Origin of the sequence: Haemophilus parahaemolyticus (assembly GCF_002015035.1) — a bacterium.
In the GTDB taxonomy this organism is placed as follows: domain Bacteria; phylum Pseudomonadota; class Gammaproteobacteria; order Enterobacterales; family Pasteurellaceae; genus Haemophilus_A; species Haemophilus_A parahaemolyticus.
In genome coordinates this window covers 62,951-88,628 of the sequence record NZ_MUXY01000022.1, presented here as the reverse complement: position 1 = coordinate 88,628, position 25,678 = coordinate 62,951, and the positions used below count along the sequence as shown (strand labels likewise).

Below are 25,678 nucleotides of genomic sequence, written 5' to 3'. Positions count from 1 at the left end.
GCCGGGTAGCTACATGCGGAAGAGATAAGTGCTGAAAGCATCTAAGCACGAAACTTGCCTTGAGATGAGTTCTCCCAGTTTATAAGACTGTAAGGGTTGTTGGAGACTACGACGTAGATAGGTGTGGTGTGTAAGCGGTGCGAGCCGTTGAGCTAACACATACTAATTGCCCGAGAGGCTTAACTATACAACGCTCAAGTGTTTTTACAGCTTGTTTTTAATTTAAGAAGAGAAGAACAAAGCCAAAGAAGAACAAAAAATAAAATCAAAAGAATATTAAGTCAGAGCAGAGTAAGAAACGAAGCTCAAGGCTAAAACAGAATATTCTGGCGACTATAGTGCGGTAGTTCTACCTGAATCCATTCCGAACTCAGAAGTAAAATGCCGTAATGCCGATGGTAGTGTGGGGTTTCCCCATGTGAGAGTAGGGCATCGCCAGATTGAATTACAGCGAAAGCGAATAACCCCGTATCGTAAGGTATGGGGTTTTTGATTTTTATATTTCTTATTATATTGGTTTCTGATCTGTACCCCAAAAGTTAGACTAACTCTCTAACTGATTAAGATTGGCGGTAAATCCATTATCAAATGCAGAACTATCAACGCCTATTAGCGAAAAATAAGATTTCTCAAAGTATGTCTCGAAAAGAAAATTGTTTGGATAATGTGGCAATGGAAAGCTTTTTTGGGCGAATGAAAACGGAGTGTTTTCATGGAAAATCGTTTGCTAACATTGATGAACTGGAAAAGGTTATCAATGATTATGTACGGTACTATAATGAAGAACGAATCCAATTAAAATTAAAAGGACTGAGTCCGATACAATATCGAAAGCAGTCCTTTAAATAACAGTCTAACTTTTTGGGGTCAGATCAAATTTGTTACTATTGGTATTTCAGTTAATAAATTATTTGGTGTTGTCCGTAGTTCCTCTGGTAAGGTTGATAGCTTACTCTTATGGAAACAAGCTAAATTAAAGTCCATTCCACCAAGAGATTGCTCCTGCTTAAAGTAGTTATTTTTTTGATAACGTTCAGAAATAAACCAATAACACTTATAACCAATCTTATCCAAATAGGATATCAACTCATTAGAGTGATGAATATGAGCTTCTACAAAAATTATAGGCTTATGCCTATCTATGATATTCTTTGCACCATTTAACACATTTAGCTCAAATCCTTCTGCATCAATTTTTAATAGTTCTATACCTGCCAATCGATTAATTTCTGGATGTTTATCTAGAGAAATGACATTTATAAACTCCTTAGATTCTAGGCCTACAAAATTATCTTCAGTGCTAAACCCTTTATCTAATGAAAAACTCCCATAATTCCAAGCAGTATCATAATTTGATGAGGGAATCTCAATCAACTGTTCATTTTCACTAACCCCCAAATTATAGGCATAAACATTTGTTAATTGATTAAGCGACAAATTTGCACAAAGTGTCTGAAAAATAACCCTTTGAGGTTCAAAACAAAATAATTTACCCCCCCCCCACTTATTTTCTTTGCAATAGGAACTGCGTGCATTCCAATATTCGAACCAACTTCAATGACATTACTTGAAGAATTTAGGTTTTCCAAAAAAAATTGAACTTCTACATCTGACCATTCGCCATAAAGTGCAGCATATTGGCTAATAAAATCCCCTTCAATAAGATTAAAGGTTCCCCACTTTAATTGATAAATAGATGTTTTCATAAATAATATGCCTTAGATTTAAATTACCGATACTATAACAAAAATAGAACTCTTTGTACGATAAAATAAACAAAGGAATTAATTTTTAATCATCCGTACAAATTCTCCGTACGACTTACGAATCTCTTATATGTTATCTTCCAACTGCACTTTTTCATCGCATTTTGCTGTATTTCATAGTAAACCATCCCAAGTTTTCAGAAATAATAGGTAATTTATGCGTCTTTTCATTGGAATTTTAGTAGGTGTTTAAACCATTCTCTCTGGTAGATTTTCGATGGAAAATGCTGCGCTTTACTTTGGTATTGCGAGTGGTGGAACCATTAGTCAATGGTTAAAAGCCTTTCGGAAAAACGGTATAAATGGGCTCCAACCCAAACTCAAAGGTCGCCCAAGTATGAAACCCAAATACGCTAAAATACCTCTACCACCCAAAACAGAAGAAGAACGTTTATGCCTACGCATCCTTGAGCTAGAAGCAGAGGTTGCTTTTCTAAAAAAGTTGGACGAAATAATCAAGAGGGACGAAGCCAAACGGCAGAAACAGTCCAAAGTTTGAGAGAGCATTATCCGTTAGAGATACTTTTACCTATAGCGAAATGAACACGAAGTACCTTCTTCTATCATCGCTCATCCAAACCTGATAGAGATAGCACAGTAAAAGCCCGAATTCGTGATATTAAGCAGGCAGAGCCTAATTATGGCTATCAACGAGTCAGTGCGAAGCTCGTGGAAGTGAACCATAAGTGTTTACAACGCTTGATTGAAGAAATGGGTTTGCAAGTTCACACGAAGAAACTGCGTAAATATCGTTCATACAAAGGTGAACAAGGCAAAATTGCACCGAACCTGTTACAACGGGATTTTAGTGCGAGTAAACCGAATGAGAAGTGGCTGACCGATATTACCGAATTTAGCGTGAAAGACGAAAAGTGCTCTTTTTCCCCGATTTTAGATTGCTTTAATAATGAACGGATTGCTTATGGATTAAGTCGTCGCCCTAGTGCAAGAAATGCTATTACAAGCGGTGGAAAAATTACCGAGAACTACGAATTTGATATTACATTCAGACCAAGGAATCCATTATCAAATGCCGAGCTACCAACGCCTATTAGCGAAAAATAGGATTTCTCAAAGTATGTCTCGAAAAGGGAATTGTTTGGATAATGTGGCAATGGAAAGCTTTTTGGGTGAATGAAAACGGAGTGTTTTCACGGAAAATCGTTTACTGGTATTAATGCACTTGAAAAGGTTATCAATGATTATGTCTGGTACTATAATGAAGAACGAATCCAATTAAAATTAAAAGGACTGAGTTCGATACAATATCGAAAGCAGTCCTTTAAATAACAGTCTAACTTTTTGGGGGCAGATCACCCTCTTTTTAGCAACTATTTTGTCTACTATAGCCTGAATTTTAGGGGAAGGAAAATAGTCAAAAAATATGTATATTTTACGCACATTAAAAATAGCCACCAATTTCTTTATAGTGTAGCTATTATATAATATTGTAGGTTTTGAATTTGACTTATTAGTTTAAAGTTCCTAATAATTCTCCCATTCTAGTTTTATTGCCAGTTTGGATTTCTTTCGCAAAGGTTATCGTATTTTTAGGGAAAAGATTGATGACGGTTGAACCTAAACGGAATGCCCCCATCTCTTCACCTTTTTTCAGATGAATTGCTTTTTCACCTTCAGTTTCATAGTGATATTCTACCACTTCATTTGGGCGAGGCGGGTTGATGATGCCAGCCCATACAGTACTCATACTCGCTGTAACGGTCGCCCCTACTAAAATTTGCACTATCGGTCCAAATGCGGTTTCAAACTCACAAATTACTCGTTCATTGCGTGCAAATAAATTTGGCACATGTTCGGCTAAAAATGGATTTACGGAGAACAGTTCTCCTGGGACATAAATCATTTTTTTTAACACGGCATCACACGGCATGTGTACACGGTGGTAATCGCTAGGTGATAAATAAGTCGTAATAAAATCGCCATTTTTAAATTTTTCTGCCATTTCAAGATCGTTAGCAAGTAAGGTTTCAAGTGTGAAGAAATGCCCCTTCGCTTGAATAAGTTGATTTTCTACGATGCTACCATATTCACTCACACAACCATCCGCAGGTAAAGCGATAGTGTTTTCGCCTTCTACGATAGGACGAACACCTGCTTTTAATGGACGGATGAAAAACTCATTAAAGGTTGCATAATCTGAAGGGGCTGTTTTTTCTGCTTCGTTTAAATTTACGCTATATTGTTTTGCAAAGAGTTTGATGATGAGATGAGTCACTGATCCCCATTTTTGTTCAGCAAGCCAGCCTGCTACACGGGTAATGGAAAGTTGAGGTAAAAGATAGTGACAGGCAATCTTTATACGTTGCCAGTAAGTTGGAGTTGGATAGGCTTTAAGTGCCATAACATTATCCTTTCTGTTGTTTCGAAAATGGGCGATTATAACAGAAAAGCGGTTAAGACCAAATATGTAAAAGGTTGTTGAACCGAACGTGAGTTGAGTCTTCTTTAATCTTTATAGACACAACCCACCCAATTCTGTTCGGTTCAACAAATCTGAGAAATGATTATAAAACAATACGTGAGCGGTTTTTCTCAAGTGTCGCCGCTCCAATACCAGATACTTCTTTTAATTGCTCAATACTTAGGAATGCACCATTTTTGGTACGATAATCCACAATAGCTTGGGCTTTTTTCCCGCCAATCCCAACGAGTTTGTCTTGAATTTCTGCGGCTGACGCAGTGTTAATGTTTACAGAGTTTGGATCTGCAGTAACCTGCTGAATATTAACAGGTGCTGTAGAGGTTGCTGGTGCAGTTACAACGGGGGGTTGTGTAGATAGCGTTGTTGGTTGGGTTGTAACTTCATTGGCAAATACTGCGGTTGAGAATAAGCCAACGATAAGCGATATTGCAAATGTGTTGATTTTTTTCATAAAGTCCTCTTGTGAAAAATGGTTAATGAACCGAAGTGAAAGATACAGATGTAGGGAAAAGCTCGCAACGAGCAAAAATGGAATTTTCGAGCATACTCGAAAAAATAGAAAAAAGAGATTGATTTTTGCTGTAAATTTGTGAACAGAAAAAATGAACTTGACTGAGCCAAAAGATTTATTAATTTTTTGGGGAAAAATCGTGCTGATAAGAAAGAAATCCTTTAAAATAAATAAAAATCTTATTTTTAATCCGTGGAATTTAATATGAGTCAGAATGAACGCAAAGAACCTACTTTTGGTGATTTAGAAACAAAAAATCCTAAAACAGTTATTCCTTCATTACGTATAACACAATCGCCAGGGCATACTTTTACTCCAGTAATTCGACCCGCAGGCTTAGTAAAATCTGAATTGCCTAAAATGGATGGTGGTGATGCAACACATCCTACAGGATTTGCCTTTTCCCCTATAGAAGAGGAGGTTATATCCCAAGCTGAAAATATAGTAGAAGAAGTAAAAGAGATGAAAGATCAAGTTATAACAAATACACAAGAACCCGTAGAAGATATAGAATCTGTGTTACCAGAAACTATAAAAGTGACAATTAATGCAGCAGAGCGTGTTATTCCTATAACAGGGAGAAGTGAAACAACAGCAGAGAAGAATACAAAAGAAGGTTCGTCAAAACACCGACGTTTGGGTATCGTTGCTTTATTAGCCGTTGCACTAGGTGTCGCATTTTGGTTATTAAAACCAAGCACACCAGAGACGGTTGAAGAATTACAATCTCAGCAGGGTGGTAGCTTACCTATTGAATTCCGCCCTGTAGATGAGGCAGAGGCTCAACGTCAAGAGGCTGAGGCAAAAGCACAAGCTCAAGCACAGCAAGAAGCTTTAGTTCAGCAACAAAATCAGCAACAAGCTCAGTTAGAACAACAAACACAGCAGCTAGCTCAACAGGTTATTTCTCCAGTAGAGAAAATAGAACAACCGCAGCCTGTTCAATCTGTGGCAAATGAATTTGCTCAGCCACAATCAACCTTGCAAGTAAATCAGCCTCAACCAATGACGGTTGTCACTGAAAAACCTGCGACTCAAGGCAGTGTAGTATATCAACCTGAAACACCAACAGCTCAAGTTGCTCAACCAAAAGTTGAGAAATTAAAAGCATCTCATCATGCAAATAATAAACAAGTTGTTCAACCAAAAGTTAAGGCGGTAACGAAAGCAGAGTTTGATACTAAGAAATCACAAAATGCTCAGTTAGATCGTTTAGTAAAAAATGTTGAAACGGGTAAGCCAGTTGTAGATAAAGCCACACTAGCTCCTTCATTAGCAGCAAAAACAGAAGCTGCAAAAAGTCAAAATGTGGTTATGGCGAGCAAAACATTAAGCGTGCCTAAAGGCGTCTCATTAATGCAAGTATTCCGTGATAATCAGCTCAATATTTCTGATGTGAATGCAATGAGTAAAGTGAATAACAAAGTGAGCAGTTTAAAAGTAAATGAAAAGGTAACTGTGCGTTTAGATAAAAATAACCGTGTGGTAGAAATGACTATCGGTTCAGGCGGTAAATTTACTCGCCAAGCAGATGGCACTTACCGCTTTAAATAATTAAGCTAAAGAGCAACGCCAATACGTTGCTCTTTTGTTATAAAAGGGGAAAAATATGTCTTTAAAGCTTAATATTAGCCTATTTATATTGATATTATTGCTCATTTCGGGTTGTACAAAAGTTGCTGTTTCGCCTGTTGAGCAGGTGCAGCAAGTTCAGAAAACGAATAGTGACAATACTGAGCAAGTTAAAAAAGTTGCTCAACGTAGTGTGGTTAAAAACCAAGCAATGAACCTTTATTTGTGCAAGAATGATAAAGAAGTTCGTATATTGAAAACGAAAGGCAAAAAGAACAGTATTAGTGTTACCTTTATGGATACTACCCATACACTTTCGCCAACAGTCACAAAAAACGGCAAGAAATATAGCAATATTCGTTGGGTATGGTGGGAAATGCGTTCTGGCATTGCGGAGCTCTATGATAATAACAAAAAAGCCCTTGCGAAAGAGTGCATTAAGCAACGTTAAGCATTAAACAAGCGGTTAAATTTAAGAGAAAAAATGAATATTTTAGTGATTGGTCCTTCGTGGGTGGGCGATATGATGATGTCGCACGCCCTTTATCAGCAACTCAAGGTGCAATATCCAGATTGCCAAATTGATGTAATGGCACCTGATTGGTGTCGTCCATTGTTGACAAGAATGCCAGAGGTGCACAAAGCTATTTCTATGCCGATTGGACATGGTGCTTTCCGTTTAAGAGAACGTTTCCAACTGGGAAAATCTCTTCGTAATCAATATGATATGGCGATTGTGTTGCCTAATTCGCTGAAATCTACCTTTATTCCATTGTTTGCCAAAATTCCCGTGCGTCGAGGCTGGAAGGGGGAAAGTCGCTATTTCCTGCTGAATGATTTGCGTGCCAATAAAAATGACTACCCTATGATGGTGCAACGCTATGTAGCGTTAGCTTTTGAAAAGGGGCAAGTGCCAACGGTGCAGAATTTACCGTTGATTTATCCTTATTTGCAAACACAAGCGGTCGAAATTGAGCAGACAAAAGCAAAATTTGCAGATATGCTTGCTGTATCTGAAAATTGCTCTGTGATTGGTTTTTGTCCAGGGGCAGAGTTCGGTCCTGCGAAACGTTGGCCGCATTATCATTACGCCAAATTGGCGGAGATGTTGATTGAAAAAGGTTATGCGATTCGCTTATTTGGCTCGAAGAAGGATCAAGAAGTGGGCGAGCAGATTTGCGAGAGTTTGCCTGAAAATCTTCGTTCTTATTGCGTTAATCTAGCTGGGCTAACAGATCTCAATCAAGCGGTCGATTTAATTGCCGATTGCGTTGCCGTGGTCAGCAACGATAGCGGCTTAATGCACATTGCTGCTGCATTGAATAAGCCGCTCGTAGCACTTTACGGACCAACAAGCCCACAATATACCCCCCCTCTTTCACCAAATGCGGAAGTCATTCGTTTGATTGAAGGTGGCTTGATTAAAATCCGCAAAGGTGAAGGTCAAGGTGGCTATCACCAAAGTTTGATTGATATTACGCCTGAAAAGGTAATGGAGACATTGTTGAGTAAATTAAATAAAGCGTAATGAAAGTCCTTATCGTTAAAACCTCCTCAATGGGGGATGTAATTCATACTTTGCCAGCCCTTACGGATGCTCAAAAAGCGATTCCGAACATTCAATTTGATTGGGTGGTGGAAGAGCTATTTGCGGAAATTCCTCACTGGCATTCGGCAGTTAATCGGGTGATTCCCGTGGCAATTCGTCGTTGGCGGAAAAATTTGCTGAATCGCCAAACGTGGCAAGAATGGCAAGCCTATCTGAAAGTGCTTCGAACAGAAGAATATGATGCCGTGATTGATGCCCAAGGCTTGATTAAAAGTGCAGTGCTTGTAATCAAGCAAGCCAGAGGAACAAAATATGGTTACGATAAACATTCTGTCCGTGAAGGGTTGAGTAGCTGGTTTTACGACAAAACCTTTTCGATTGCGTATCAACAGCATGCCGTGGAGCGTATTCGCAAACTCTTTGCCGAAGCCTTAGGCTATGCATTACCGCAAACTATTGGCGATTACGGCATAGCCCCTCATTTTGTAAAACAGCCACAAAATCCGACCGCTTATATGGTGGCAATTCACGCAACCACACGAGTAGACAAGCATTGGAAAGAGGAATATTGGGTTGAGCTGATTCGCTCGGTTACAATGCAAGGACTGCAGGTGCATTTACCTTGGAGGAGTGCTGAAGAGAAAGCCAGAGCAGAGCGACTAGCGAAAATTTCAGCTGATGTGGTGGTCTTGCCTAAATTAATGCTCGCAGAGCTAGCACAAGAGATCGCCAATGCGAAAGTGGTAGTGTCGGTTGATACAGGCTTAAGCCATTTAACCGCTGCATTGGATAAGCCAAACGTGATTTTATACGGAGCCACCGATCCGAAATTGATTGGGGCTTACGGCAAAAATCAGCATTATCTGACGGGCAGCGGTATGGAAAACATTTTGCCGTATCGGGTGTTGCAGGTGTTGGAGAATGAGTTGTAGTCTAGTATAGATATTAATTTTTTGGATAACGCTCTAGGTATTTTCTAGAGCGTTGTTGTATATGAGAAATTAGTAAAGAATATACCCTTGTTTACTTAATGATTCTACTTTATCTTTCCACTCTTGAAGTTCTTTTTTAGGAACGCCATAACGATAACCATCAGCAGCCATGCAACTGGTGATAAGCGTGTCTTTTTCCGTGACTTCAACTTTATTCATGCCAACATCATAGGTACATTTTGCATATTTACTTTTTGCTATATCAGGACTTACGCCATCTTTGAACCATCTATCGACGGGTTTTTTTGGCATTGGTTGCATATTTGCACAGCCCGCTAAAGTTGTACAAATGCTTGCTAGAATAATTAATTTAGAGATTTTCATTATGTTGTTCCTAATTTAGTTAAATATATTATTTTTAGCGTGAATTTAATACCAAGCATTTTGGGTTACAGCTGTTGATACATTAGTCACTTTATTGGTTCCTGTATCAATTTTTACTCTTAATTGTTTTTCATTAAACGTGATAACTGCATATAGTTTTTTCATGGAAAATTTCCTCATTAAAGTTAGTCTGTAGAGGTTTGCTATGTTATATTTAGTATAAATTTAATCCAGACACTCAAAGAGCAATTTGCTACGCTTAGAGAGTGAAAATATGACTAATAGGGTAGATTGTGGGATCATCAGAAAAGATCAAAATTATGCGTGAAATGAACCAATGGACACAGGAAGAAGTAGCGGAGAAATTAGGTATGTCTACGACAGGTTATGCGAAGATTGAACGTGGACAAACCAATGTTAGCGTAGAAAAATTAAAACAAATTGCTCAAGTTTTTAATCTGAATGTTGCCCAGTTACTTGATGATGATGAACGTTTTGTGATTTGTTCAATTGGCGATAATCATTCAAACTACAATAACTATTTCGGTACAAACGAAAAACTCTCGCTTGAAAATGAGAAATTAAAGCAGCTACTGAATGCAAAAGAAAGCGAAATTGAAGCATTAAAGAAAGTGATTGCGTTGTTAGAAAATGCAAAACAATCAGAAAAATAGACCGTTTGCAGACTTCTCACAATGCCTTGACATTTAGCCAGCATCACACTACAATTTACCGTCCTTTCCATAAGGGAAGGATTTTTTAATTTTATTTTTAATAATTTTAACTGGAGCTTTTAAATGGCAACTATCAACCAATTAGTACGCAAACCGCGTGTGAAAAAGGTTGTAAAAAGCAACGTTCCTGCATTAGAGGCTTGCCCGCAGAAACGTGGCGTGTGTACTCGTGTATACACTACTACACCTAAAAAACCAAACTCTGCATTACGTAAAGTTTGCCGTATTCGTTTAACTAACGGTTTCGAAGTAACTTCATACATCGGTGGTGAAGGTCATAACCTTCAAGAGCACAGTGTTGTGTTAATCCGTGGTGGTCGTGTTAAAGATTTACCAGGTGTGCGTTACCACACAGTACGCGGTGCATTAGACTGTGCTGGCGTTAAAGACCGTAAACAAGGTCGTTCTAAATACGGCGTTAAACGTCCTAAAGCTTAATGGATCTCCGTTAAGTAAGGCCAAACGTCTAAATTTTTAAATTTAACCATAAACTCCAGTCAATCGTGCTAAGCCAATGTTTAGCTACAATAGATGAGTTTTGGAATATCCTGAATATATATAAACGGAGTATTTACAATGCCACGTCGTCGTCGTATTGAACCTCGCAAAATTCTTCCAGATCCAAAGTTCGGTTCTGAATTACTTGCAAAATTCATCAACGTTTTAATGGTTGATGGTAAAAAATCTACAGCTGAAGCTATCGTTTACGGTGCTTTAGAAACTTTATCTCAACGTACAGGTAAAGAAGCATTAGAAGCGTTCGATGCTGCACTTGAAAACGTACGTCCAACTGTTGAAGTTAAATCACGCCGTGTGGGTGGCTCTACTTACCAAGTTCCAGTTGAAGTTCGTCCATCTCGTCGTAATGCATTAGCAATGCGTTGGGTAATCGAAGCAGCTCGTAAACGTGGTGACAAATCAATGGCATTACGTTTAGCAAACGAACTAACAGATGCAGCTGACAATAAAGGCTCAGCAGTGAAAAAACGTGAAGACGTTCACCGTATGGCTGAAGCGAACAAAGCGTTTGCACACTTCCGTTGGTAATCGTTGCTTTAAAACGAAATTGCTAGGCTTCATCTTGTGTTTATTAGGTGAAGCCTCATTATTAAGAATTTTAATTTAAATCCCAAACAAGGTAATAAATAAAAATGGCTCGTCAAACTCCTATTGAGCGCTACCGTAATATTGGTATTAGTGCTCATATCGATGCAGGTAAAACAACTACCTCTGAGCGTATTCTATTCTATACAGGTGTAAGTCACAAAATCGGTGAAGTTCACGATGGTGCTGCAACAATGGACTGGATGGAACAAGAACAAGAACGTGGTATTACCATCACTTCTGCTGCAACAACAGCATTCTGGTCTGGTATGTCACAACAATATCCACAACACCGTATCAACGTTATCGATACTCCAGGGCACGTTGACTTCACTATCGAAGTGGAACGTTCAATGCGTGTTCTTGATGGTGCGGTAATGGTTTACTGTGCGGTAGGTGGTGTTCAACCTCAATCAGAAACAGTATGGCGTCAAGCTAACAAATATTCTGTACCACGTATTGCGTTCGTAAACAAAATGGACCGTACAGGTGCAAACTTCCTACGCGTTGTTGAGCAAATCAAAACGCTTTTAGGTGGTAACTCAGTTCCTCTTCAACTTCCAATTGGAGCAGAAGAAAACTTCACAGGTGTGGTTGACTTAATCAAAATGAAAGCAATCAACTGGAACGAAGCTGACCAAGGTATGACATTCACATACGAAGATATCCCAGCGGATATGTTAGAAGCATGTGAAGAATGGCGTAACAACCTTGTTGAAGCAGCAGCTGAAGCATCTGAAGAGTTAATGGACAAATTCTTCTCTGGTGAAGAATTAACTGAAGAAGAAATCAAAACTGCATTACGTCAACGTGTATTAGCAGGTGAAGTCATCCCAGTTTGCTGTGGTTCTGCATTCAAAAACAAAGGTGTTCAAGCAATGCTTGATGCGGTAATCGACTACTTACCAGCACCAACTGATATCCCAGCAATCAAAGGTATCAACGAAGACGAAACTGAAGGTGAGCGTCACGCAAGCGATGAAGAACCATTTGCATCATTAGCATTCAAAATTGCAACTGACCCATTCGTAGGTAACTTAACCTTCTTCCGTGTGTACTCGGGTGTAATTAATTCTGGTGATACAGTTTACAACTCTGTAAAACAAAAACGTGAACGTTTCGGTCGTATCGTACAGATGCACGCTAACAAACGTGAAGAGATCAAAGAAGTTCGTGCGGGTGACATCGCTGCAGCAATCGGCTTAAAAGATGTTGGTACAGGTGACACATTATGTGCATTAGACGCACCAATTATCCTTGAGCGTATGGAATTCCCAGAGCCAGTAATCTCTGTTGCGGTAGAACCAAAAACTAAAGCAGACCAAGAGAAAATGGGCTTAGCATTAGGTCGTTTAGCACAAGAAGACCCTTCATTCCGTGTTCATACTGATGAAGAATCTGGCGAAACAATCATTTCTGGTATGGGTGAGTTACACTTAGACATCATCGTTGACCGTATGAAACGTGAGTTTAAAGTGGAAGCAAACATTGGTAAACCACAAGTATCTTACCGTGAAACTATCCGTACTCGTGTTAATGATGTGGAAGGTAAACACGCAAAACAATCTGGTGGTCGCGGTCAATATGGTCACGTTGTAATTGACTTATACCCATTAGATCCAGAAGGTCCTGGTTACGAATTCGTGAATGAAATCAAAGGTGGTGTAATTCCTGGCGAATACATCCCAGCAGTTGATAAAGGTATCCAAGAACAACTTAAATCTGGCCCATTAGCAGGCTACCCAGTAGAAGATATCGGTGTACGTTTACACTTCGGTTCATACCACGATGTTGACTCATCTGAGTTAGCGTTTAAACTTGCAGCGTCATTAGCATTTAAAGCAGCGTTCGCAAAAGCTAACCCAGTATTACTTGAGCCAATCATGAAAGTTGAAGTGGAAACTCCACCAGACTACGTTGGTGATGTAATTGGTGACTTAAGCCGTCGTCGTGCAATGGTAAATGGTCAAGAAGCAACAGAATTCGTTGTTAAGATCAATGCTGAAGTTCCATTATCAGAAATGTTTGGTTATGCAACAAACTTACGTTCACAAACTCAAGGTCGTGCATCATACTCAATGGAACCATTAAAATATGCTGAAGCTCCGAAAAACGTTGCTGATGCAATCATTGAAGCACGTAAATCTAAATAATTAGATAAATCGTTATTTCAACCCGAGCCATAGCATAAGGTTATGGCTCATATTTTAGGAAACTATCAAAGTGTCTAAAGAAAAATTTGAACGTACAAAACCCCATGTAAACGTGGGTACGATCGGTCACGTTGACCATGGTAAAACAACTTTAACAGCTGCAATCACAACTGTATTAGCGAAACACTTCGGTGGTGCAGCTCGTGCATTCGACCAAATCGATAATGCGCCAGAAGAAAAAGCACGTGGTATCACCATCAACACTTCACACGTTGAGTACGATACAGCAACTCGTCACTACGCACACGTTGACTGCCCAGGACACGCGGACTACGTTAAAAACATGATCACTGGTGCGGCACAAATGGACGGCGCTATCTTAGTAGTAGCAGCAACAGATGGTCCAATGCCACAAACTCGTGAGCACATCTTATTAGGTCGCCAAGTAGGTGTTCCATACATCATCGTATTCTTAAACAAATGCGATATGGTTGACGATGAAGAATTATTAGAATTAGTTGAAATGGAAGTACGTGAACTTCTTTCACAATATGACTTCCCAGGTGATGACACGCCAGTAGTACGTGGTTCAGCGTTACAAGCGTTAAACGGCGTAGCAGAGTGGGAAGAAAAAATTCTTGAATTAGCAAACCACTTAGATACATACATCCCAGAGCCAGAGCGTGCGATTGATAAACCATTCTTATTACCAATCGAAGACGTATTCTCAATCTCAGGTCGTGGTACAGTAGTAACAGGTCGTGTTGAGCGTGGTATCATCAAAGCGGGTGAAGAAGTTGAAATCGTAGGTATCAAAGACACTACGAAAACAACAGTAACTGGCGTGGAAATGTTCCGTAAATTATTAGACGAAGGTCGTGCGGGTGAAAACGTTGGTGCATTATTACGTGGTACAAAACGTGAAGAAATCGAACGTGGTCAAGTGTTAGCGAAACCAGGTACAATTACACCACACACAGACTTCGAATCAGAAGTGTACGTATTATCAAAAGAAGAAGGTGGTCGTCACACTCCATTCTTCAAAGGTTACCGTCCACAATTCTACTTCCGTACAACTGACGTAACTGGTACTATTGAATTACCAGAAGGCGTAGAAATGGTAATGCCAGGCGATAACATCAAAATGACAGTATCATTAATCCACCCAATCGCGATGGACGAAGGTTTACGTTTTGCGATTCGTGAAGGTGGTCGTACAGTAGGTGCGGGCGTTGTTGCTAAAATCATCAAATAATTGATGGTTTAGTCAGAGCTTCACAAGAAAAGGCGTATCGAAAGGTACGCCTTTTTGTGTTTTTATTTCCTCTCTAAGTGGTCTAAGTTCCTGACATTTTCTCTAAATTTCATAGATTTTAATCGCAAAATTCACGAAAATCAGGTAATCTACGCACATCTTTTTTATCCGTTGATTCGGTTTTCTCTGTAAAAATCAGAATGATCGGTCAATTTATTTAACCCAATGGAATTTCACTATGGATATTCGCAAAATCAAAAAATTAATCGAATTAGTAGAAGAATCAGGCATTACCGAATTAGAGGTTTCTGAAGAAGAAGGCACAGTACGTATTAGCCGTGCGGCTCCAGCTGTTGCACCAGCAGCAGTACAATATGTGGCAGCACCTCAACAAGCATCAGTTTCTGCACCTGTAGCTCCACCAACAGAGTCTGCTCCAGCTCAAGAAGCATCATCTGTTTCTTCTGAAGTTTCAGGTCACGCAGTACTTTCTCCAATGGTAGGAACTTTCTACCGCAGCCCAAGCCCAGATGCGAAACCATTTATTGAAGTAGGGCAACAAGTGAAAGTGGGTGATGCACTTTGTATTGTTGAAGCAATGAAAATGATGAACCGTATTGAATCTGATAAAGCAGGTGTTGTAAAAGCAATCCTTGTCAATGATGGTGAAGCGGTTGAATTCGATCAAAAATTAGTCATCATCGAATAATGTTATAGGCAGTTGGGGAACGGTTCCTGAGTTGATCGAAGGACTTCTCAAACCATAAGCCTAGGAAGCGGTGAAATTTAGAGAAGATTTTACCGCTTGATTGTTTTCAATAGTGAGTAAAACTCATTCTACAAGGAATAAGCAATGTTAAAAAAAGTTGTCATTGCCAACCGTGGCGAAATTGCTTTACGCGTTTTACGTGCCTGTAAAGAATTAGGTATTAAAACCGTAGCAGTTCACTCAACAGCAGACCGCGAACTTAAACACGTATTATTAGCGGATGAAACCGTCTGTATCGGTCCTGCACCTTCCGTAAAAAGTTATTTAAATATCCCTGCTATTATTGCGGCAGCAGAAGTAACGGATGCTGATGCGATCCACCCAGGTTACGGCTTCTTATCTGAAAATGCAGATTTTGCAGAACAGGTTGAAAATTCTGGTTTTATCTTTATTGGCCCAACGGCGGATGTAATTCGTTTAATGGGCGACAAAGTATCTGCAATCAATGCAATGAAAAAAGCGGGTGTGCCTTGCGTGCCAGGTTCTGATGGTCCAATCGGAAATGATCCGAAGAAAAACAAAGAAATTGCAAAACGTATTGGCTATCCAGTCATTATTAAAGCATCTGGCGGCGGTGGTGGTCGTGGTATGCGTGTGGTTTACCAAGAGAAAGATTTAGAAGAATCGATTGCAATGACTAAAGCGGAAGCGAAAGCGGCGTTCAACAACGATATGGTATATATGGAAAAATACCTTGAAAATCCACGCCATATCGAAATCCAAGTAATGGCGGACACGCATGGCAACGCGGTTTATTTAGCAGAACGTGATTGCTCAATGCAGCGTCGCCACCAAAAAGTGGTTGAAGAAGCTCCAGCACCAGGCATTACCCCTGAATTGCGGAAATTCATCGGTGAGCGTTGTGCAAATGCGTGCCGTGAAATTGGCTATCGTGGTGCAGGCACATTCGAATTCCTTTTTGAAAATGGCGAATTCTATTTCATCGAAATGAACACCCGTTTACAGGTAGAACACCCAGTAACAGAAATGATTACAGGTGTGGATTTAGTGAAAGAGCAACTTCGTGTTGCAGCAGGATTACCGCTTTCTATCACGCAAGATGATATCAAAGTGAAAGGTCACGCGATGGAATGCCGTATCAACGCTGAGGATCCAAATACCTTCTTACCATCACCAGGTAAAATTACACGTTTACACGTGCCAGGTGGTTTAGGTGTGCGTTGGGATTCACATATTTACTCAGGTTATGCTGTTCCTCCACACTACGATTCAATGATTGGTAAATTGATTACTTTTGCTGAAAATCGTGATATTGCTATCCGTCGTATGGAGCAAGCATTGTCCGAAACTATTATTGAAGGCATTAAAACTAATATTCCACTTCACGAAAAAATTATGGAAGATGAAAATTTCCGTAAGGGTGGAACGAATATTCACTATTTAGAGCATAAGTTAGGTCTGAAATAATTTTTAGATCATTTATGAATGAGTAAGCGGTTAAATTTTAAAGATTCTTTGCAAAAGTTCTTTAGGATTTAACCGCTTGAGTGTTTTTGAAACCCTCCTGTTTTGTTATAGCTTCTGTTACCATTTAGATTTCTTAAGGAATTTCTGATAGAATTTACAAAAGCATTTTAGCCATAATATTCATTTTATGACGCTAAAAACCCAACCACTCTTTAAGGATCAAAATGCAACCAAACGACATCACTTTTTACCAACACTTTGAAGCGGATATTCTCGCTGGGCGTAAAACCATCACAATTCGGGATAAATCCGAAAGCCATTTTAAAGCAGGTGATATTTTACGTGTCGGTCGATTTGAGGATAATCAATATTTCTGCACCATTGAAGTGTTAAGTGTATCGCCGATTACTCTTGATGAACTGACGGAATAACACGTGAAGCAGGAAAATATGGGGTTGGAAGAATTAAAAGAGGTAATTAGGGGGGTTATCCGAGTGAGGAGTCGCTTTTTATAATTAAATTTAGGTTTTTTATATGATCTATACTATTTGTTTATTCATTCTTGTTATTTTTATTTATTTAGCATTAACTCCAGATATGGAAAGAGATTTCATTAATAATATAAAGTTGAAAATAAAATTTAAGAATGGAAAGAGATTAATTTGTTTTTTATTTATTTTATTTGCTGTATTTCATTATTTCCTTTTTAGTGATATATCAAATCCAAATGTAGGCGTTCTTTTTATTATAACCTTGCTGATATGCATGTGCTGGATTTATATGTTTAGTAATTTTAATAAACTATCTGAAGATATCAGAGTGAAATTAATAATTATTGGTGGTCTATTTGTTGCAACGTGTATGACAGCTACATCTATGCCATTAGAGCAGAAAAACAATGAAGATATAAGCAATATTTATCAGCTTAAAACTTTTTGGAACTTTATATATTTGGTAATGCCAGTTTTCTTTATTTATGAGTTAAGCAAAAAGAATAAGCTATTAGAGTTATTATCTAAATATAGAAAGTATAGAAGATATTTAAGAATAAAAACTATTGATTTAAATAAAAGAGAGCAACAATGACACAAAAATTTGAAATGGCAGACCGTTTTAATCCGTCTGCGGTAGAACAAGCCCTTTATCAACATTGGGAAGAGAGCGGTTATTTTAAACCGTCTGAAAATGAAAACGCGCCGAGCTATTGCATTGCGATTCCACCACCGAACGTAACAGGTTCCCTACACATGGGGCACGCTTTCCAACAAACCTTAATGGATACTTTAATCCGTTTTAACCGTATGGAAGGGCATAATACCTTATGGCAAGCAGGGACAGACCACGCCGGTATCGCCACCCAAATGGTGGTAGAACGTAAAATTGCCGCAGAAGAAGGCAAAACCCGCCATGATTATGGTCGTGAAGCGTTCATCAACAAAATTTGGGATTGGAAAACCTATTCAGGCGGCACAATCAGCCAACAAATGCGCCGTTTAGGGAACTCAATCGACTGGGAACGTGAGCGTTTCACGATGGACGATGGTTTATCCAACGCAGTAAAAGAAGTGTTTGTTCGTTTGCACGAAGAAGGTTTGATTTACCGTGGCAAACGCTTAGTAAACTGGGACCCAAAACTTCACACCGCGATTTCTGATTTAGAAGTGGAAAATAAAGAGAGCAAAGGCTCCCTTTGGCATTTCCGCTATCCGTTAGCAAACGGTGCAAAAACGGCAGATGGTAAAGATTATTTAGTGGTCGCAACTACGCGTCCAGAAACCATGTTGGGCGATACGGCGGTGGCTGTGCATCCTGAAGATGAACGCTACAAAGATTTGCAAGGTAAGACGGTAATTCTACCGCTTGCAAACCGTGAAATTCCAATTATTGCCGATGAATATGTAGATCGTGAATTCGGTACGGGTGTGGTGAAAATTACCCCTGCACACGACTTTAACGACTACGAAGTGGGTAAGCGTCACAGCTTGCCGATGGTTAACGTATTAACCTTAAATGCGGATATCCGTGATGAAGCGGAAATTATCGGTACTGATGGCAAACCACTTGCTGGCTATGAGGCGACTATTCCTGCTGATTTCCGTGGTTTAGAGCGTTTTGTTGCACGTAAGAAAATCGTGGCAGATTTTGAAGCACTTGGTTTATTAGACGAAATCAAACCACACGATTTGAAAGTGCCTTATGGTGACCGTGGTGGCGTGCCGATTGAGCCGATGCTAACTGACCAATGGTATGTGAGCGTGAAACCGCTTGCTAATGTGGCAATCAAAGCGGTGGAAGACGGCGAAATCCAATTCGTGCCGAAACAATATGAAAATCTTTACTTCTCTTGGATGCGTGATATTCAAGATTGGTGTATTTCCCGCCAACTTTGGTGGGGACACCGTATTCCTGCGTGGTATGATGCAGAAGGTAATGTGTATGTTGCACGTAACGAAGAAGAAGTGCGGTCAAAATATAACTTAGATTCTGCGGTTGAGCTCAAACAAGATGAAGACGTGTTAGACACGTGGTTCTCATCAGGCTTATGGACGTTCTCCACTTTAGGCTGGCCAGAGCAAACTAAAGAGCTCAAAATGTTCCACCCAACGGATGTGTTAATCACAGGTTTTGATATCATCTTCTTCTGGGTTGCGCGTATGATTATGTTTACGATGCACTTTGTAAAAGATGAAAATGGTAAACCACAAGTACCATTCAAAACGGTGTATGTAACAGGCTTGATCCGTGATGAGCAAGGTCAAAAAATGTCGAAATCGAAAGGTAACGTGCTTGATCCAATCGATATGATTGACGGTATCAGCCTTGAAGATTTACTTGAAAAACGCACTGGCAACATGATGCAACCGCAATTGGCAGAGAAAATTGCCAAAGCAACCCGCAAAGAATTTGTGGACGGCATTGCCGCTCACGGTACAGACGCATTGCGTTTCACATTAGCTGCGTTGGCTTCAAACGGTCGTGATATCAACTGGGATATGAAACGTTTAGAAGGCTACCGCAACTTCTGTAACAAATTGTGGAATGCAAGCCGTTTCGTGCTTACCAATGAAAAATTAGATTTAAGCGAAGGCGAGATCGAATTCTCATTAGCTGATCGTTGGATTCAATCGGAATTCAATCGTACCGTGGAAACTTTCCGTAATTCATTAAGCCAATATCGTTTCGACCTTTGTGCCAATGCGATTTATGAATTTACCTGGAACCAATTCTGCGACTGGTATTTAGAATTAACTAAACCAGTATTTGCCAACGGTAATGCCGCACAAATTCGTGCAGCAAGCCAAACTTTGGTTCACGTATTAGAAAAATTATTACGTTTAACACATCCGCTTATTCCATTTATTACCGAAGAAATTTGGCAAAAAGTGAAAGGTTTTGTCGGCATTACTGCAGACAGCATTATGTTGCAACCTTTCCCACAAGTGGAAGAGAACGGCTTTGATCCAGAAGTAGAAGCTGAAATTGAATGGCTAAAAGAAGTGATCGTTGCGGTGCGTAATATTCGTGCAGAAAGTAACATCGCACCAAGTAAAGGCTTAGATCTGCTATTCCGTAATTTAAGCGCAGAAAACGCAAAAATTCTCGAAAAACAGACCGCTCTTTTAAAAGCCATGGCGAAGTTAGACAACGTTCAAGTGTTAGCCGCAAACGAAACTGCACCGCTTGCGGTAGCGAAACTCGTTGGCAATGCTGAATTACTCGTGCCAATGGCGGGCTTTATCAATAAAGAAGCAGAGCTTGCCCGTTTAACCAAAGAGATTGAAAAATATCAAAACGAAGTTAAACGCATCGAAAGCAAACTCAGCAATGAAGCTTTCGTGGCTAAAGCACCAGAAGCAGTGATTGCGAAAGAACGCGAAAAACAAGCGGAATACCAATCTGGATTAGAGAAAATCCAAGAGCAGTATAAGGCGATTGAAGCTCTGTAATTGAAAAATAAGAGCAGAATAAAGATCTGCCTCAAAAAATTAGACTGTTATTTAAAGGACTGTTGTCGATATTATATCGGGTTCAGTCCTTTTAATTTTAATTGGATTTATTCGCCCAAAAAATTTACCATTTCTGTATCATCCAAATAATTTCCTTTTGGCGACATATTTTGGAAAACCTATTTTTCGCTAATTAGCTAGGCATTCGATCCTTAAAACCAACCGCTAATGGTTTAAATGGACTATTTAGGTAAAGTATTGGAATAAAAATCTGGCGAAAGATCCAGATTCCTGTGTGGTTGCGGGATAGAATCCTGTTAGTGTTTTACGGAAATGTATTATTAGGTTTATTAAGATTGTCACTCTAGTCTATTTTTTGTATAATCCTCCCCCTTCATACTAAAATTCCTAGAATCGCAAATTGTTGGAGTAACAAATGGCTCGTGTAACTGTTCAAGAAGCTGCTGAAATTATCGGCAACCGTTTTGATTTAATTTTAATTGCGGCACGTCGTGCAAGACAAATCCAGCTTCACACTCGTGAGGCATTAGTGCCAGAAGAAAATGATAAGCCAACTGTAATTGCTTTAAGAGAAATCGAAGAAGGCGTAATCAATGGTGAAATTATGGATCAGTTTGATAATCAACAAGCTGTTCAACAAGATATCGCAGAAAAAGAAGCAATTTCATTCTTAGCAGACGTTCAAGCAAATGCTTAATTAAAATTTATAAATTCCTGAAATGGATAATGGACAATTAAAACGCAAGCGGTTAAATTAACCATATTAATTGCAATTTATTGTCCATTATCCATTTTTAATGTTGGGGGTATCGTGTATCTTTTCGAACCATTAGATCGCATAATTCGTCAGTATTTGCCAGCCGATAAAATTGAGCTGGTCAAACGTGCTTTTGTTGTTGCGAGAGACGCTCATGAGGGGCAGACTCGCTCAAGCGGTGAACCCTACATTACGCACCCTGTTGCCGTTGCAGGCATTATTGCGGAAATGAAACTCGACCACGAAGCCGTAATGGCGGCGCTTTTACATGATGTAATTGAAGATACGCCTTATACCGAAGAACAACTTGCAGCTGAATTTGGCAAAAACGTTGCTGAAATTGTGCAGGGGGTTTCAAAACTCGATAAATTAAAATTCCGCACTCGCCAAGAAGCACAAGTGGAGAACTTCCGCAAGATGATTTTGGCGATGACCAAAGATATTCGCGTGGTATTAATCAAACTTGCCGACCGCACGCACAATATGCGTACGTTGGGTTCACTCCGCCCTGATAAGCGCGTGCGCATTGCCAAAGAGACGCTCGAAATTTACAGCCCACTTGCCCACCGTTTAGGCATTACACATCTGAAAAACGAGTTGGAAGATCTCTGTTTCAAAGCGATGTATCCGCACCGTTATAATGTGCTAAAAATGGCGATTGAAATAGCACGCGGTACTCGTCAAGACTTGCTTGCCACTATTTCGCACGAACTGGAAAGTCGCCTGAAAGAAGCGGGAATTCCTGCTCGCATTTACGGGCGTGAAAAACATCTTTACACCCTTTATCACAAACTTCGCCAACGCGATCAGCGTTTCCGCTCAATTTTAGACATTTACGCTTTCCGCGTGGTGGTGGATAATGTGGATAATTGCTACCGAGCATTGGGGCGAGTGCATGCTCTGTATAAACCGCGTCCGTATCAAGTGCGAGACTACATTGCCGTGCCGAAAAGTAACGGCTATCAATCGATCCATACCTCAATGATTGGGCATAAAGGTCTGCCGATTGAGGTGCAAATTCGCACCGAAGAGATGGATCAAATGGCAGAACTTGGTGTGGCGGCATTCTGGCAATATAACGATGAGCAAATTCACGCAACCAGCGTGCAACAAAAAGCACAAAAATGGCTACAAAGTATCATCGAATTGCAACAAAGTGCAGGCAATGCAGAAGAGTTTATCGAAAGCGTGAAATCGGAGCTGTTCTCAAACGACATTTACGTATTCACGCCAAAAGGCAGAATTGTAGAATTGCCTGCAAAATCGACCGCTATCGACTTTGCTTATGCGGTGCATTCCGATATTGGCGATCACTGTGTGGGTGCGATTGTGGATCGTCAGCCATATCCAATCTCACAACCGTTACAATCTGGTCAAACGATTGAAATTTTAACTGAAACAGGTCGTTACCCAAGCTCAAGCTGGTTGAATTTTGCAGTGAGTGCTAAAGCTCGTTCGAAAATCAAACAAGCCTTAAAACAGCTTGATGCTTTGGATAAAGCTTTAGAAACTGAAGAGCCTGAGAATCTGAATGTAGAATTAGTGTTGGAAATCAAAGATCAACCAGGTGTGTTGGCAAGCCTTACCAATACCATTGCATCTCTTAATAGTAACATTGGTTCGGTGCAAAGTTACCCAATTGAAAACGGTAATTATCAAGTGAAATTACAGATTTCGGTTACTGATAATGCTCATCTTTACGTGGTTATTCAACGATTAACCAAGTTAAGTGGTGTGGTGAAAGTGGATAAGAAATAGCACCTATCATTAAGTAGGGTAGGGTTATCCCGTCCCTACGAAATCTAAGCGGTTAAATATGCTGAACTTTTTGTAAATTATTCTGCAAATTTAACCGCTTTTTATTTTACTGGCGACAAAAACCGCTATAATGGCACGAATTTTTAACATTCATTTGAATACTCAAAAAGGAACATAGTCAATGTTATATCCAAGCGAAGAATTTTTATACGCACCTATTGAATGGGTGGATCACAGTGAAGGTTACACCGACATTCGTTATCACAAATCAACAGATGGGATTGCGAAAATTACTATTAACCGCCCAGAAGTGCGTAACGCTTTCCGTCCACAAACGGTAAAAGAGATGATTCATGCATTTGCAGATGCTCGTTTTGATGAAAAAATCGGCGTAATTGTATTAACAGGTGAAGGCGAATACGCATTTTGTGCGGGCGGCGACCAAAAAATTCGTGGTGATTACGGTGGCTATAAAGATGACAGCGGCGTGCACCACTTAAACGTTTTACAATTCCAACGTGATATCCGTACTTGCCCAAAACCAGTGGTGGCAATGGTAGCAGGTTATGCCGTAGGTGGCGGTCACGTGTTACATATGATGTGTGATTTAACCATCGCTGCAGATAACGCGAAATTCGGTCAAACAGGCCCGAAAGTGGGTTCATTCGATGGCGGTTGGGGTGCAAGCTATATGGCTCGCATTGTAGGTCAGAAAAAGGCCCGCGAAATCTGGTTCTTATGCCGTATGTACGATGCGAAACAAGCACTAGATATGGGCTTAGTGAACACCGTTGTGCCTTATGCTGATTTAGAAAAAGAAACTGTGCGTTGGTGCCGTGAAATGTTACAAAACAGCCCAATCGCATTACGTTGTTTGAAAGCGGCGTTAAATGCAGATTGCGATGGTCAAGCAGGTCTTCAAGAGTTGGCGGGCAATGCAACAATGTTGTTCTATATGACGGAAGAAGGTCAAGAAGGTCGCAACGCGTTCAACGAAAAACGTGAACCTGATTTCAGCAAATTTAAACGTAATCCGTAATTCTACTACTTTTATAGCCGAATTCTGAATATTTTACTCTCTCCCACAAGGGACGAAGATGATTTTAGAACAAGGCAATTCTTACTCCAAGCGGTGGCATTTCGTAAATTTCTTGCAAAATCTCACTGCTTTATTTTTTGATTATATATAAGACAATATTATGTTTTCTCACCAAGATTATCTTTCTTTTGTCAATAAGAAAAATAAAATGAATGGAATAGATTTATTTAAATTAATTCCAGATAAAGCGGTTAAAATTGCATTTTTCGATCCTCAATATCGAGGGGTTCTTGATAAAATGTCCTATGGAAATGAAGGTAAAGGGCGAGGAAAGGAGAGAGCGGCTTTACCGCAAATGACAGATGAGATAATTCAGCAATTTATTAATGAATTTGAAAGAGTATTATTACCTAATGGGTATCTATTTTTGTGGGTTGATAAATTTCATTTAGTTGAAGGTGTTAAACCGTGGTTGGAAAATACCCCGTCGTTATCTGTTGTCGACATGCTTACTTGGGATAAACAAAAAATAGGCATGGGATATAGAACAAGACGTAGAAGCGAATATTTAGTTGTTATTCAAAAAGAGCCAAAAAAAGCAAAAATTACTTGGACATTGCATAATATTCCTGATGTTTGGGCGGAAAAATTGCAGAGCAAACCGCACACACATTCAAAACCGATTGAAATGCAAAAACAACTTATTCTTGCAACAACTCAAGAAGGGGATCTGATATTGGATCCAGCATCTGGAGGGTATTCTGTGTTTGAATGCTGTAAACAAACAAATAGAAATTTTATTGGTTGCGATTTAATTTTTGGAGACGATGAAAATGAGCAAGATTAGTAATGCGTTAGGTCGTAAAGATGGTAATTCTGGTTATACTCGTGTTGTTGGGAACGCAGAACTAGGACAACTCTTATCAAGAGTGCAAGCAACAGTTATTTCTAATGGTAATGAACTCGAAAGGTTAATTACACAAAGATGTAACTTAATTGAAAATATTGATGTTTTTATTGAAGATACCACGAGGGGAAATAATGTTCAAAATGGAGTATATCTTTGCTTGAAAAAAACCTTTAAAAAGTCTAAGAAGTATGCCGAAAGCGTGAAAGGTATTGAGCCTGATATGCTTATTTTCATTGTAGAGAGCTATCGCGTTTGTAAAGTGATTGAATTGAAAGATGGAGATGCTTTTGATACAAAAAAATCACAAGGTGAAAAAGAGCATTTAGAAAAATTTGCAACATTATTTGGTGCAAAAATTCCTTTTGTTACGGATTATTATATTTGTAGTTTCAATCAAAATGATAAAAAACTCATTATGGCAGGATTTAAAGGTGTTTTTTCATTAGAGCATATTTTAACAGGGAAAGAATTATGTCAGATTCTCGGTATTTCTTATCAAGAAATTCTTGATATTAGAAGAAGAGATACTGAAGAGAACTTTGCTTACTTAATTGCTGAAATGATGAAAATCCCTGAAGTTAGAGAAGAAGTGAAAAAACATTTCTAATTGAGTAAATCTTTTGCAAAATTTCACCGCTTTCTTTTG

At 39.4% G+C, this 25,678-nt stretch carries 26 protein-coding genes, 2 rRNA genes and 4 pseudogenes; 27 read left to right on the top strand and 5 right to left on the bottom strand.

Features of this window, described 5'->3' with window-relative positions:
• From B0185_RS09695 to B0185_RS09685, 3 genes and pseudogenes are all read left to right on the top strand, one after another.
• Positions 1-187: ribosomal RNA gene (locus B0185_RS09695) — 23S ribosomal RNA — on the top strand; the annotation flags it as partial.
• A gap of 138 nt (positions 188-325) precedes the next feature.
• Positions 326-441, top strand: a 5S ribosomal RNA gene (gene rrf / locus B0185_RS09690).
• A gap of 141 nt (positions 442-582) precedes the next feature.
• Positions 583-849 (top strand): annotated as a pseudogene (locus B0185_RS09685) (transposase); the annotation flags it as partial.
• 18 nt (positions 850-867) lie between these two features.
• Here B0185_RS09685 and B0185_RS09680 read toward each other — a convergent pair.
• Positions 868-1,464 (bottom strand): annotated as a pseudogene (locus B0185_RS09680) (FkbM family methyltransferase); the annotation flags it as partial.
• Complete coding sequence (locus B0185_RS09675; protein WP_005707414.1) at positions 1,419-1,706, bottom strand: hypothetical protein; 288 nt, start codon at positions 1,704-1,706, stop codon at positions 1,419-1,421. The gene B0185_RS09675 and the pseudogene B0185_RS09680, both read right to left, overlap by 46 nt.
• 256 nt (positions 1,707-1,962) lie before the next feature.
• On the opposite strand from B0185_RS09675, the gene B0185_RS09670 reads away from it, so the two are divergent.
• The 4 genes and pseudogenes from B0185_RS09670 to B0185_RS10485 all read left to right on the top strand — a co-directional run.
• Complete coding sequence (locus B0185_RS09670; RefSeq protein WP_050855334.1) at positions 1,963-2,265, top strand: helix-turn-helix domain-containing protein; 303 nt, start codon at positions 1,963-1,965, stop codon at positions 2,263-2,265.
• A gap of 176 nt (positions 2,266-2,441) precedes the next feature.
• On the top strand, positions 2,442-2,831 hold the full coding sequence (locus B0185_RS10380; protein WP_232610061.1) for a hypothetical protein: 390 nt from the start codon (positions 2,442-2,444) through the stop codon (positions 2,829-2,831).
• Complete coding sequence (locus tag B0185_RS10490) at positions 2,764-2,904, top strand: hypothetical protein (RefSeq protein ID WP_370447477.1); 141 nt, start codon at positions 2,764-2,766, stop codon at positions 2,902-2,904. Before B0185_RS10380 ends, B0185_RS10490 begins: the two co-directional genes overlap by 68 nt.
• Positions 2,901-3,056: pseudogene (locus tag B0185_RS10485) on the top strand (IS3 family transposase); the annotation flags it as partial. The gene B0185_RS10490 and the pseudogene B0185_RS10485, both read left to right, overlap by 4 nt.
• A 181-nt stretch (positions 3,057-3,237) precedes the next feature.
• Here the strand turns inward: B0185_RS10485 and asd are convergent.
• Both asd and B0185_RS09650 read right to left on the bottom strand, forming a co-directional pair.
• Positions 3,238-4,128, bottom strand: a complete 891-nt coding sequence (asd, locus tag B0185_RS09655; protein ID WP_005707403.1) for an archaetidylserine decarboxylase — start codon at positions 4,126-4,128, stop codon at positions 3,238-3,240.
• Between the two features lie 163 nt (positions 4,129-4,291).
• Positions 4,292-4,660, bottom strand: coding sequence for a ComEA family DNA-binding protein (locus B0185_RS09650; protein WP_005707401.1), 369 nt, complete (start codon positions 4,658-4,660; stop codon positions 4,292-4,294).
• A 264-nt stretch (positions 4,661-4,924) separates the two neighbouring features.
• Between B0185_RS09650 and B0185_RS09645 the strand changes: the two genes are divergently transcribed.
• Genes B0185_RS09645 through rfaC form a run of 4 tightly spaced genes read left to right on the top strand, consistent with a single transcriptional unit; the run spans position 4,925 to position 8,773 of the window.
• Positions 4,925-6,274 (top strand): LysM-like peptidoglycan-binding domain-containing protein, encoded by a 1,350-nt coding sequence (locus tag B0185_RS09645; protein WP_005707399.1) that lies wholly within the window; start codon positions 4,925-4,927, stop codon positions 6,272-6,274.
• A gap of 55 nt (positions 6,275-6,329) precedes the next feature.
• Positions 6,330-6,743, top strand: a complete 414-nt coding sequence (locus B0185_RS09640) for an MliC family protein (protein ID WP_005707396.1) — start codon at positions 6,330-6,332, stop codon at positions 6,741-6,743.
• Positions 6,744-6,776: 33 nt separating this feature from the next.
• Entirely contained in the window at positions 6,777-7,820 is a 1,044-nt protein-coding gene (gene waaF, locus B0185_RS09635) for a lipopolysaccharide heptosyltransferase II (RefSeq protein WP_005707402.1), read from the top strand.
• Entirely contained in the window at positions 7,820-8,773 is a 954-nt protein-coding gene (rfaC, locus tag B0185_RS09630; RefSeq protein WP_005707407.1) for a lipopolysaccharide heptosyltransferase RfaC, read from the top strand. The genes waaF and rfaC overlap by 1 nt, the downstream gene beginning before the upstream one ends.
• Positions 8,774-8,842: 69 nt before the next feature.
• On the opposite strand, the gene B0185_RS09625 is transcribed toward rfaC, so the two are convergent.
• On the bottom strand, positions 8,843-9,157 hold the full coding sequence (locus tag B0185_RS09625) for a hypothetical protein (protein ID WP_005707395.1): 315 nt from the start codon (positions 9,155-9,157) through the stop codon (positions 8,843-8,845).
• A gap of 293 nt (positions 9,158-9,450) precedes the next feature.
• Between B0185_RS09625 and B0185_RS09620 the strand changes: the two genes are divergently transcribed.
• The 16 genes and pseudogenes from B0185_RS09620 (at position 9,451) to B0185_RS09545 (ending at position 25,639) form a co-directional block, all read left to right on the top strand.
• Positions 9,451-9,831: a helix-turn-helix domain-containing protein gene (locus B0185_RS09620; RefSeq protein WP_005707406.1), complete on the top strand. Its 381-nt coding sequence runs from the start codon at positions 9,451-9,453 to the stop codon at positions 9,829-9,831.
• 123 nt (positions 9,832-9,954) lie between these two features.
• Positions 9,955-10,329, top strand: a complete 375-nt coding sequence (gene rpsL, locus B0185_RS09615) for a 30S ribosomal protein S12 (RefSeq protein ID WP_005543325.1) — start codon at positions 9,955-9,957, stop codon at positions 10,327-10,329.
• Positions 10,330-10,467: 138 nt separating this feature from the next.
• Positions 10,468-10,938 (top strand): 30S ribosomal protein S7, encoded by a 471-nt coding sequence (gene rpsG, locus B0185_RS09610; protein ID WP_005707405.1) that lies wholly within the window; start codon positions 10,468-10,470, stop codon positions 10,936-10,938.
• A gap of 104 nt (positions 10,939-11,042) precedes the next feature.
• On the top strand, positions 11,043-13,148 hold the full coding sequence (fusA, locus tag B0185_RS09605; protein WP_005707400.1) for an elongation factor G: 2,106 nt from the start codon (positions 11,043-11,045) through the stop codon (positions 13,146-13,148).
• Between the two features lie 70 nt (positions 13,149-13,218).
• The gene (gene tuf, locus B0185_RS09600) at positions 13,219-14,403 is read left to right on the top strand and encodes an elongation factor Tu (protein WP_078177606.1); all 1,185 of its coding nucleotides are present in this window, start codon (positions 13,219-13,221) and stop codon (positions 14,401-14,403) included.
• Positions 14,404-14,641: 238 nt separating this feature from the next.
• On the top strand, positions 14,642-15,112 hold the full coding sequence (accB, locus tag B0185_RS09595; RefSeq protein WP_005707172.1) for an acetyl-CoA carboxylase biotin carboxyl carrier protein: 471 nt from the start codon (positions 14,642-14,644) through the stop codon (positions 15,110-15,112).
• Between the two features lie 144 nt (positions 15,113-15,256).
• Positions 15,257-16,600 carry an acetyl-CoA carboxylase biotin carboxylase subunit gene (accC, locus tag B0185_RS09590; protein WP_005707167.1) on the top strand — a complete coding sequence of 448 codons (1,344 nt, stop codon included), beginning with the start codon at positions 15,257-15,259 and terminating at the stop codon, positions 16,598-16,600.
• A gap of 224 nt (positions 16,601-16,824) precedes the next feature.
• Positions 16,825-17,138 (top strand): annotated as a pseudogene (yqfB, locus tag B0185_RS10480) (N(4)-acetylcytidine aminohydrolase).
• Positions 17,135-17,686, top strand: coding sequence for a hypothetical protein (locus tag B0185_RS09580; protein WP_039863380.1), 552 nt, complete (start codon positions 17,135-17,137; stop codon positions 17,684-17,686). Before yqfB ends, B0185_RS09580 begins: the two are co-directional and overlap by 4 nt.
• The gene (gene valS, locus B0185_RS09575; protein ID WP_005707169.1) at positions 17,683-20,547 is read left to right on the top strand and encodes a valine--tRNA ligase; all 2,865 of its coding nucleotides are present in this window, start codon (positions 17,683-17,685) and stop codon (positions 20,545-20,547) included. Before B0185_RS09580 ends, valS begins: the two co-directional genes overlap by 4 nt.
• A 257-nt stretch (positions 20,548-20,804) precedes the next feature.
• On the top strand, positions 20,805-20,915 hold the full coding sequence (gene tilS, locus B0185_RS10475) for a tRNA lysidine(34) synthetase TilS (protein WP_078208119.1): 111 nt from the start codon (positions 20,805-20,807) through the stop codon (positions 20,913-20,915).
• 68 nt (positions 20,916-20,983) lie between these two features.
• Positions 20,984-21,265: a DNA-directed RNA polymerase subunit omega gene (gene rpoZ / locus B0185_RS09565; RefSeq protein ID WP_078208115.1), complete on the top strand. Its 282-nt coding sequence runs from the start codon at positions 20,984-20,986 to the stop codon at positions 21,263-21,265.
• 114 nt (positions 21,266-21,379) lie between these two features.
• Positions 21,380-23,083 (top strand): RelA/SpoT family protein, encoded by a 1,704-nt coding sequence (locus tag B0185_RS09560; protein WP_005707015.1) that lies wholly within the window; start codon positions 21,380-21,382, stop codon positions 23,081-23,083.
• A 181-nt stretch (positions 23,084-23,264) separates the two neighbouring features.
• On the top strand, positions 23,265-24,122 hold the full coding sequence (menB, locus tag B0185_RS09555) for a 1,4-dihydroxy-2-naphthoyl-CoA synthase (protein ID WP_005707068.1): 858 nt from the start codon (positions 23,265-23,267) through the stop codon (positions 24,120-24,122).
• A gap of 160 nt (positions 24,123-24,282) precedes the next feature.
• Positions 24,283-24,969: a restriction endonuclease subunit M gene (locus B0185_RS09550; protein WP_005707043.1), complete on the top strand. Its 687-nt coding sequence runs from the start codon at positions 24,283-24,285 to the stop codon at positions 24,967-24,969.
• Positions 24,956-25,639: a type-2 restriction enzyme HhaII gene (locus B0185_RS09545; protein ID WP_005707040.1), complete on the top strand. Its 684-nt coding sequence runs from the start codon at positions 24,956-24,958 to the stop codon at positions 25,637-25,639. The genes B0185_RS09550 and B0185_RS09545 overlap by 14 nt, the downstream gene beginning before the upstream one ends.
• The last annotated feature ends 39 nt before the right edge of the window (positions 25,640-25,678 follow it).

What these genes read in the sequence shown, in the direction of transcription:
- accC (WP_005707167.1), top strand. Translation starts at nt 15,257, where the DNA reads ATGTTAAAAAAAGTTGTCATTGCCAACCGTGGCGAAATTGCTTTACGC.
- rpsG (WP_005707405.1), top strand. Translation starts at nt 10,468, where the DNA reads ATGCCACGTCGTCGTCGTATTGAACCTCGCAAAATTCTTCCAGATCCA.
- B0185_RS09625 (WP_005707395.1), bottom strand. Translation starts at nt 9,157, where the DNA reads ATGAAAATCTCTAAATTAATTATTCTAGCAAGCATTTGTACAACTTTA.
- B0185_RS09675 (WP_005707414.1), bottom strand. Translation starts at nt 1,706, where the DNA reads ATGAAAACATCTATTTATCAATTAAAGTGGGGAACCTTTAATCTTATT.
- rpsL (WP_005543325.1), top strand. Translation starts at nt 9,955, where the DNA reads ATGGCAACTATCAACCAATTAGTACGCAAACCGCGTGTGAAAAAGGTT.
- B0185_RS09545 (WP_005707040.1), top strand. Translation starts at nt 24,956, where the DNA reads ATGAGCAAGATTAGTAATGCGTTAGGTCGTAAAGATGGTAATTCTGGT.
- menB (WP_005707068.1), top strand. Translation starts at nt 23,265, where the DNA reads ATGTTATATCCAAGCGAAGAATTTTTATACGCACCTATTGAATGGGTG.
- B0185_RS09550 (WP_005707043.1), top strand. Translation starts at nt 24,283, where the DNA reads ATGTTTTCTCACCAAGATTATCTTTCTTTTGTCAATAAGAAAAATAAA.
- waaF (WP_005707402.1), top strand. Translation starts at nt 6,777, where the DNA reads ATGAATATTTTAGTGATTGGTCCTTCGTGGGTGGGCGATATGATGATG.
- rpoZ (WP_078208115.1), top strand. Translation starts at nt 20,984, where the DNA reads ATGGCTCGTGTAACTGTTCAAGAAGCTGCTGAAATTATCGGCAACCGT.
- asd (WP_005707403.1), bottom strand. Translation starts at nt 4,128, where the DNA reads ATGGCACTTAAAGCCTATCCAACTCCAACTTACTGGCAACGTATAAAG.
- B0185_RS09640 (WP_005707396.1), top strand. Translation starts at nt 6,330, where the DNA reads ATGTCTTTAAAGCTTAATATTAGCCTATTTATATTGATATTATTGCTC.
- B0185_RS09650 (WP_005707401.1), bottom strand. Translation starts at nt 4,660, where the DNA reads ATGAAAAAAATCAACACATTTGCAATATCGCTTATCGTTGGCTTATTC.
- B0185_RS09580 (WP_039863380.1), top strand. Translation starts at nt 17,135, where the DNA reads ATGATCTATACTATTTGTTTATTCATTCTTGTTATTTTTATTTATTTA.
- rfaC (WP_005707407.1), top strand. Translation starts at nt 7,820, where the DNA reads ATGAAAGTCCTTATCGTTAAAACCTCCTCAATGGGGGATGTAATTCAT.
- fusA (WP_005707400.1), top strand. Translation starts at nt 11,043, where the DNA reads ATGGCTCGTCAAACTCCTATTGAGCGCTACCGTAATATTGGTATTAGT.
- valS (WP_005707169.1), top strand. Translation starts at nt 17,683, where the DNA reads ATGACACAAAAATTTGAAATGGCAGACCGTTTTAATCCGTCTGCGGTA.
- B0185_RS09645 (WP_005707399.1), top strand. Translation starts at nt 4,925, where the DNA reads ATGAGTCAGAATGAACGCAAAGAACCTACTTTTGGTGATTTAGAAACA.
- accB (WP_005707172.1), top strand. Translation starts at nt 14,642, where the DNA reads ATGGATATTCGCAAAATCAAAAAATTAATCGAATTAGTAGAAGAATCA.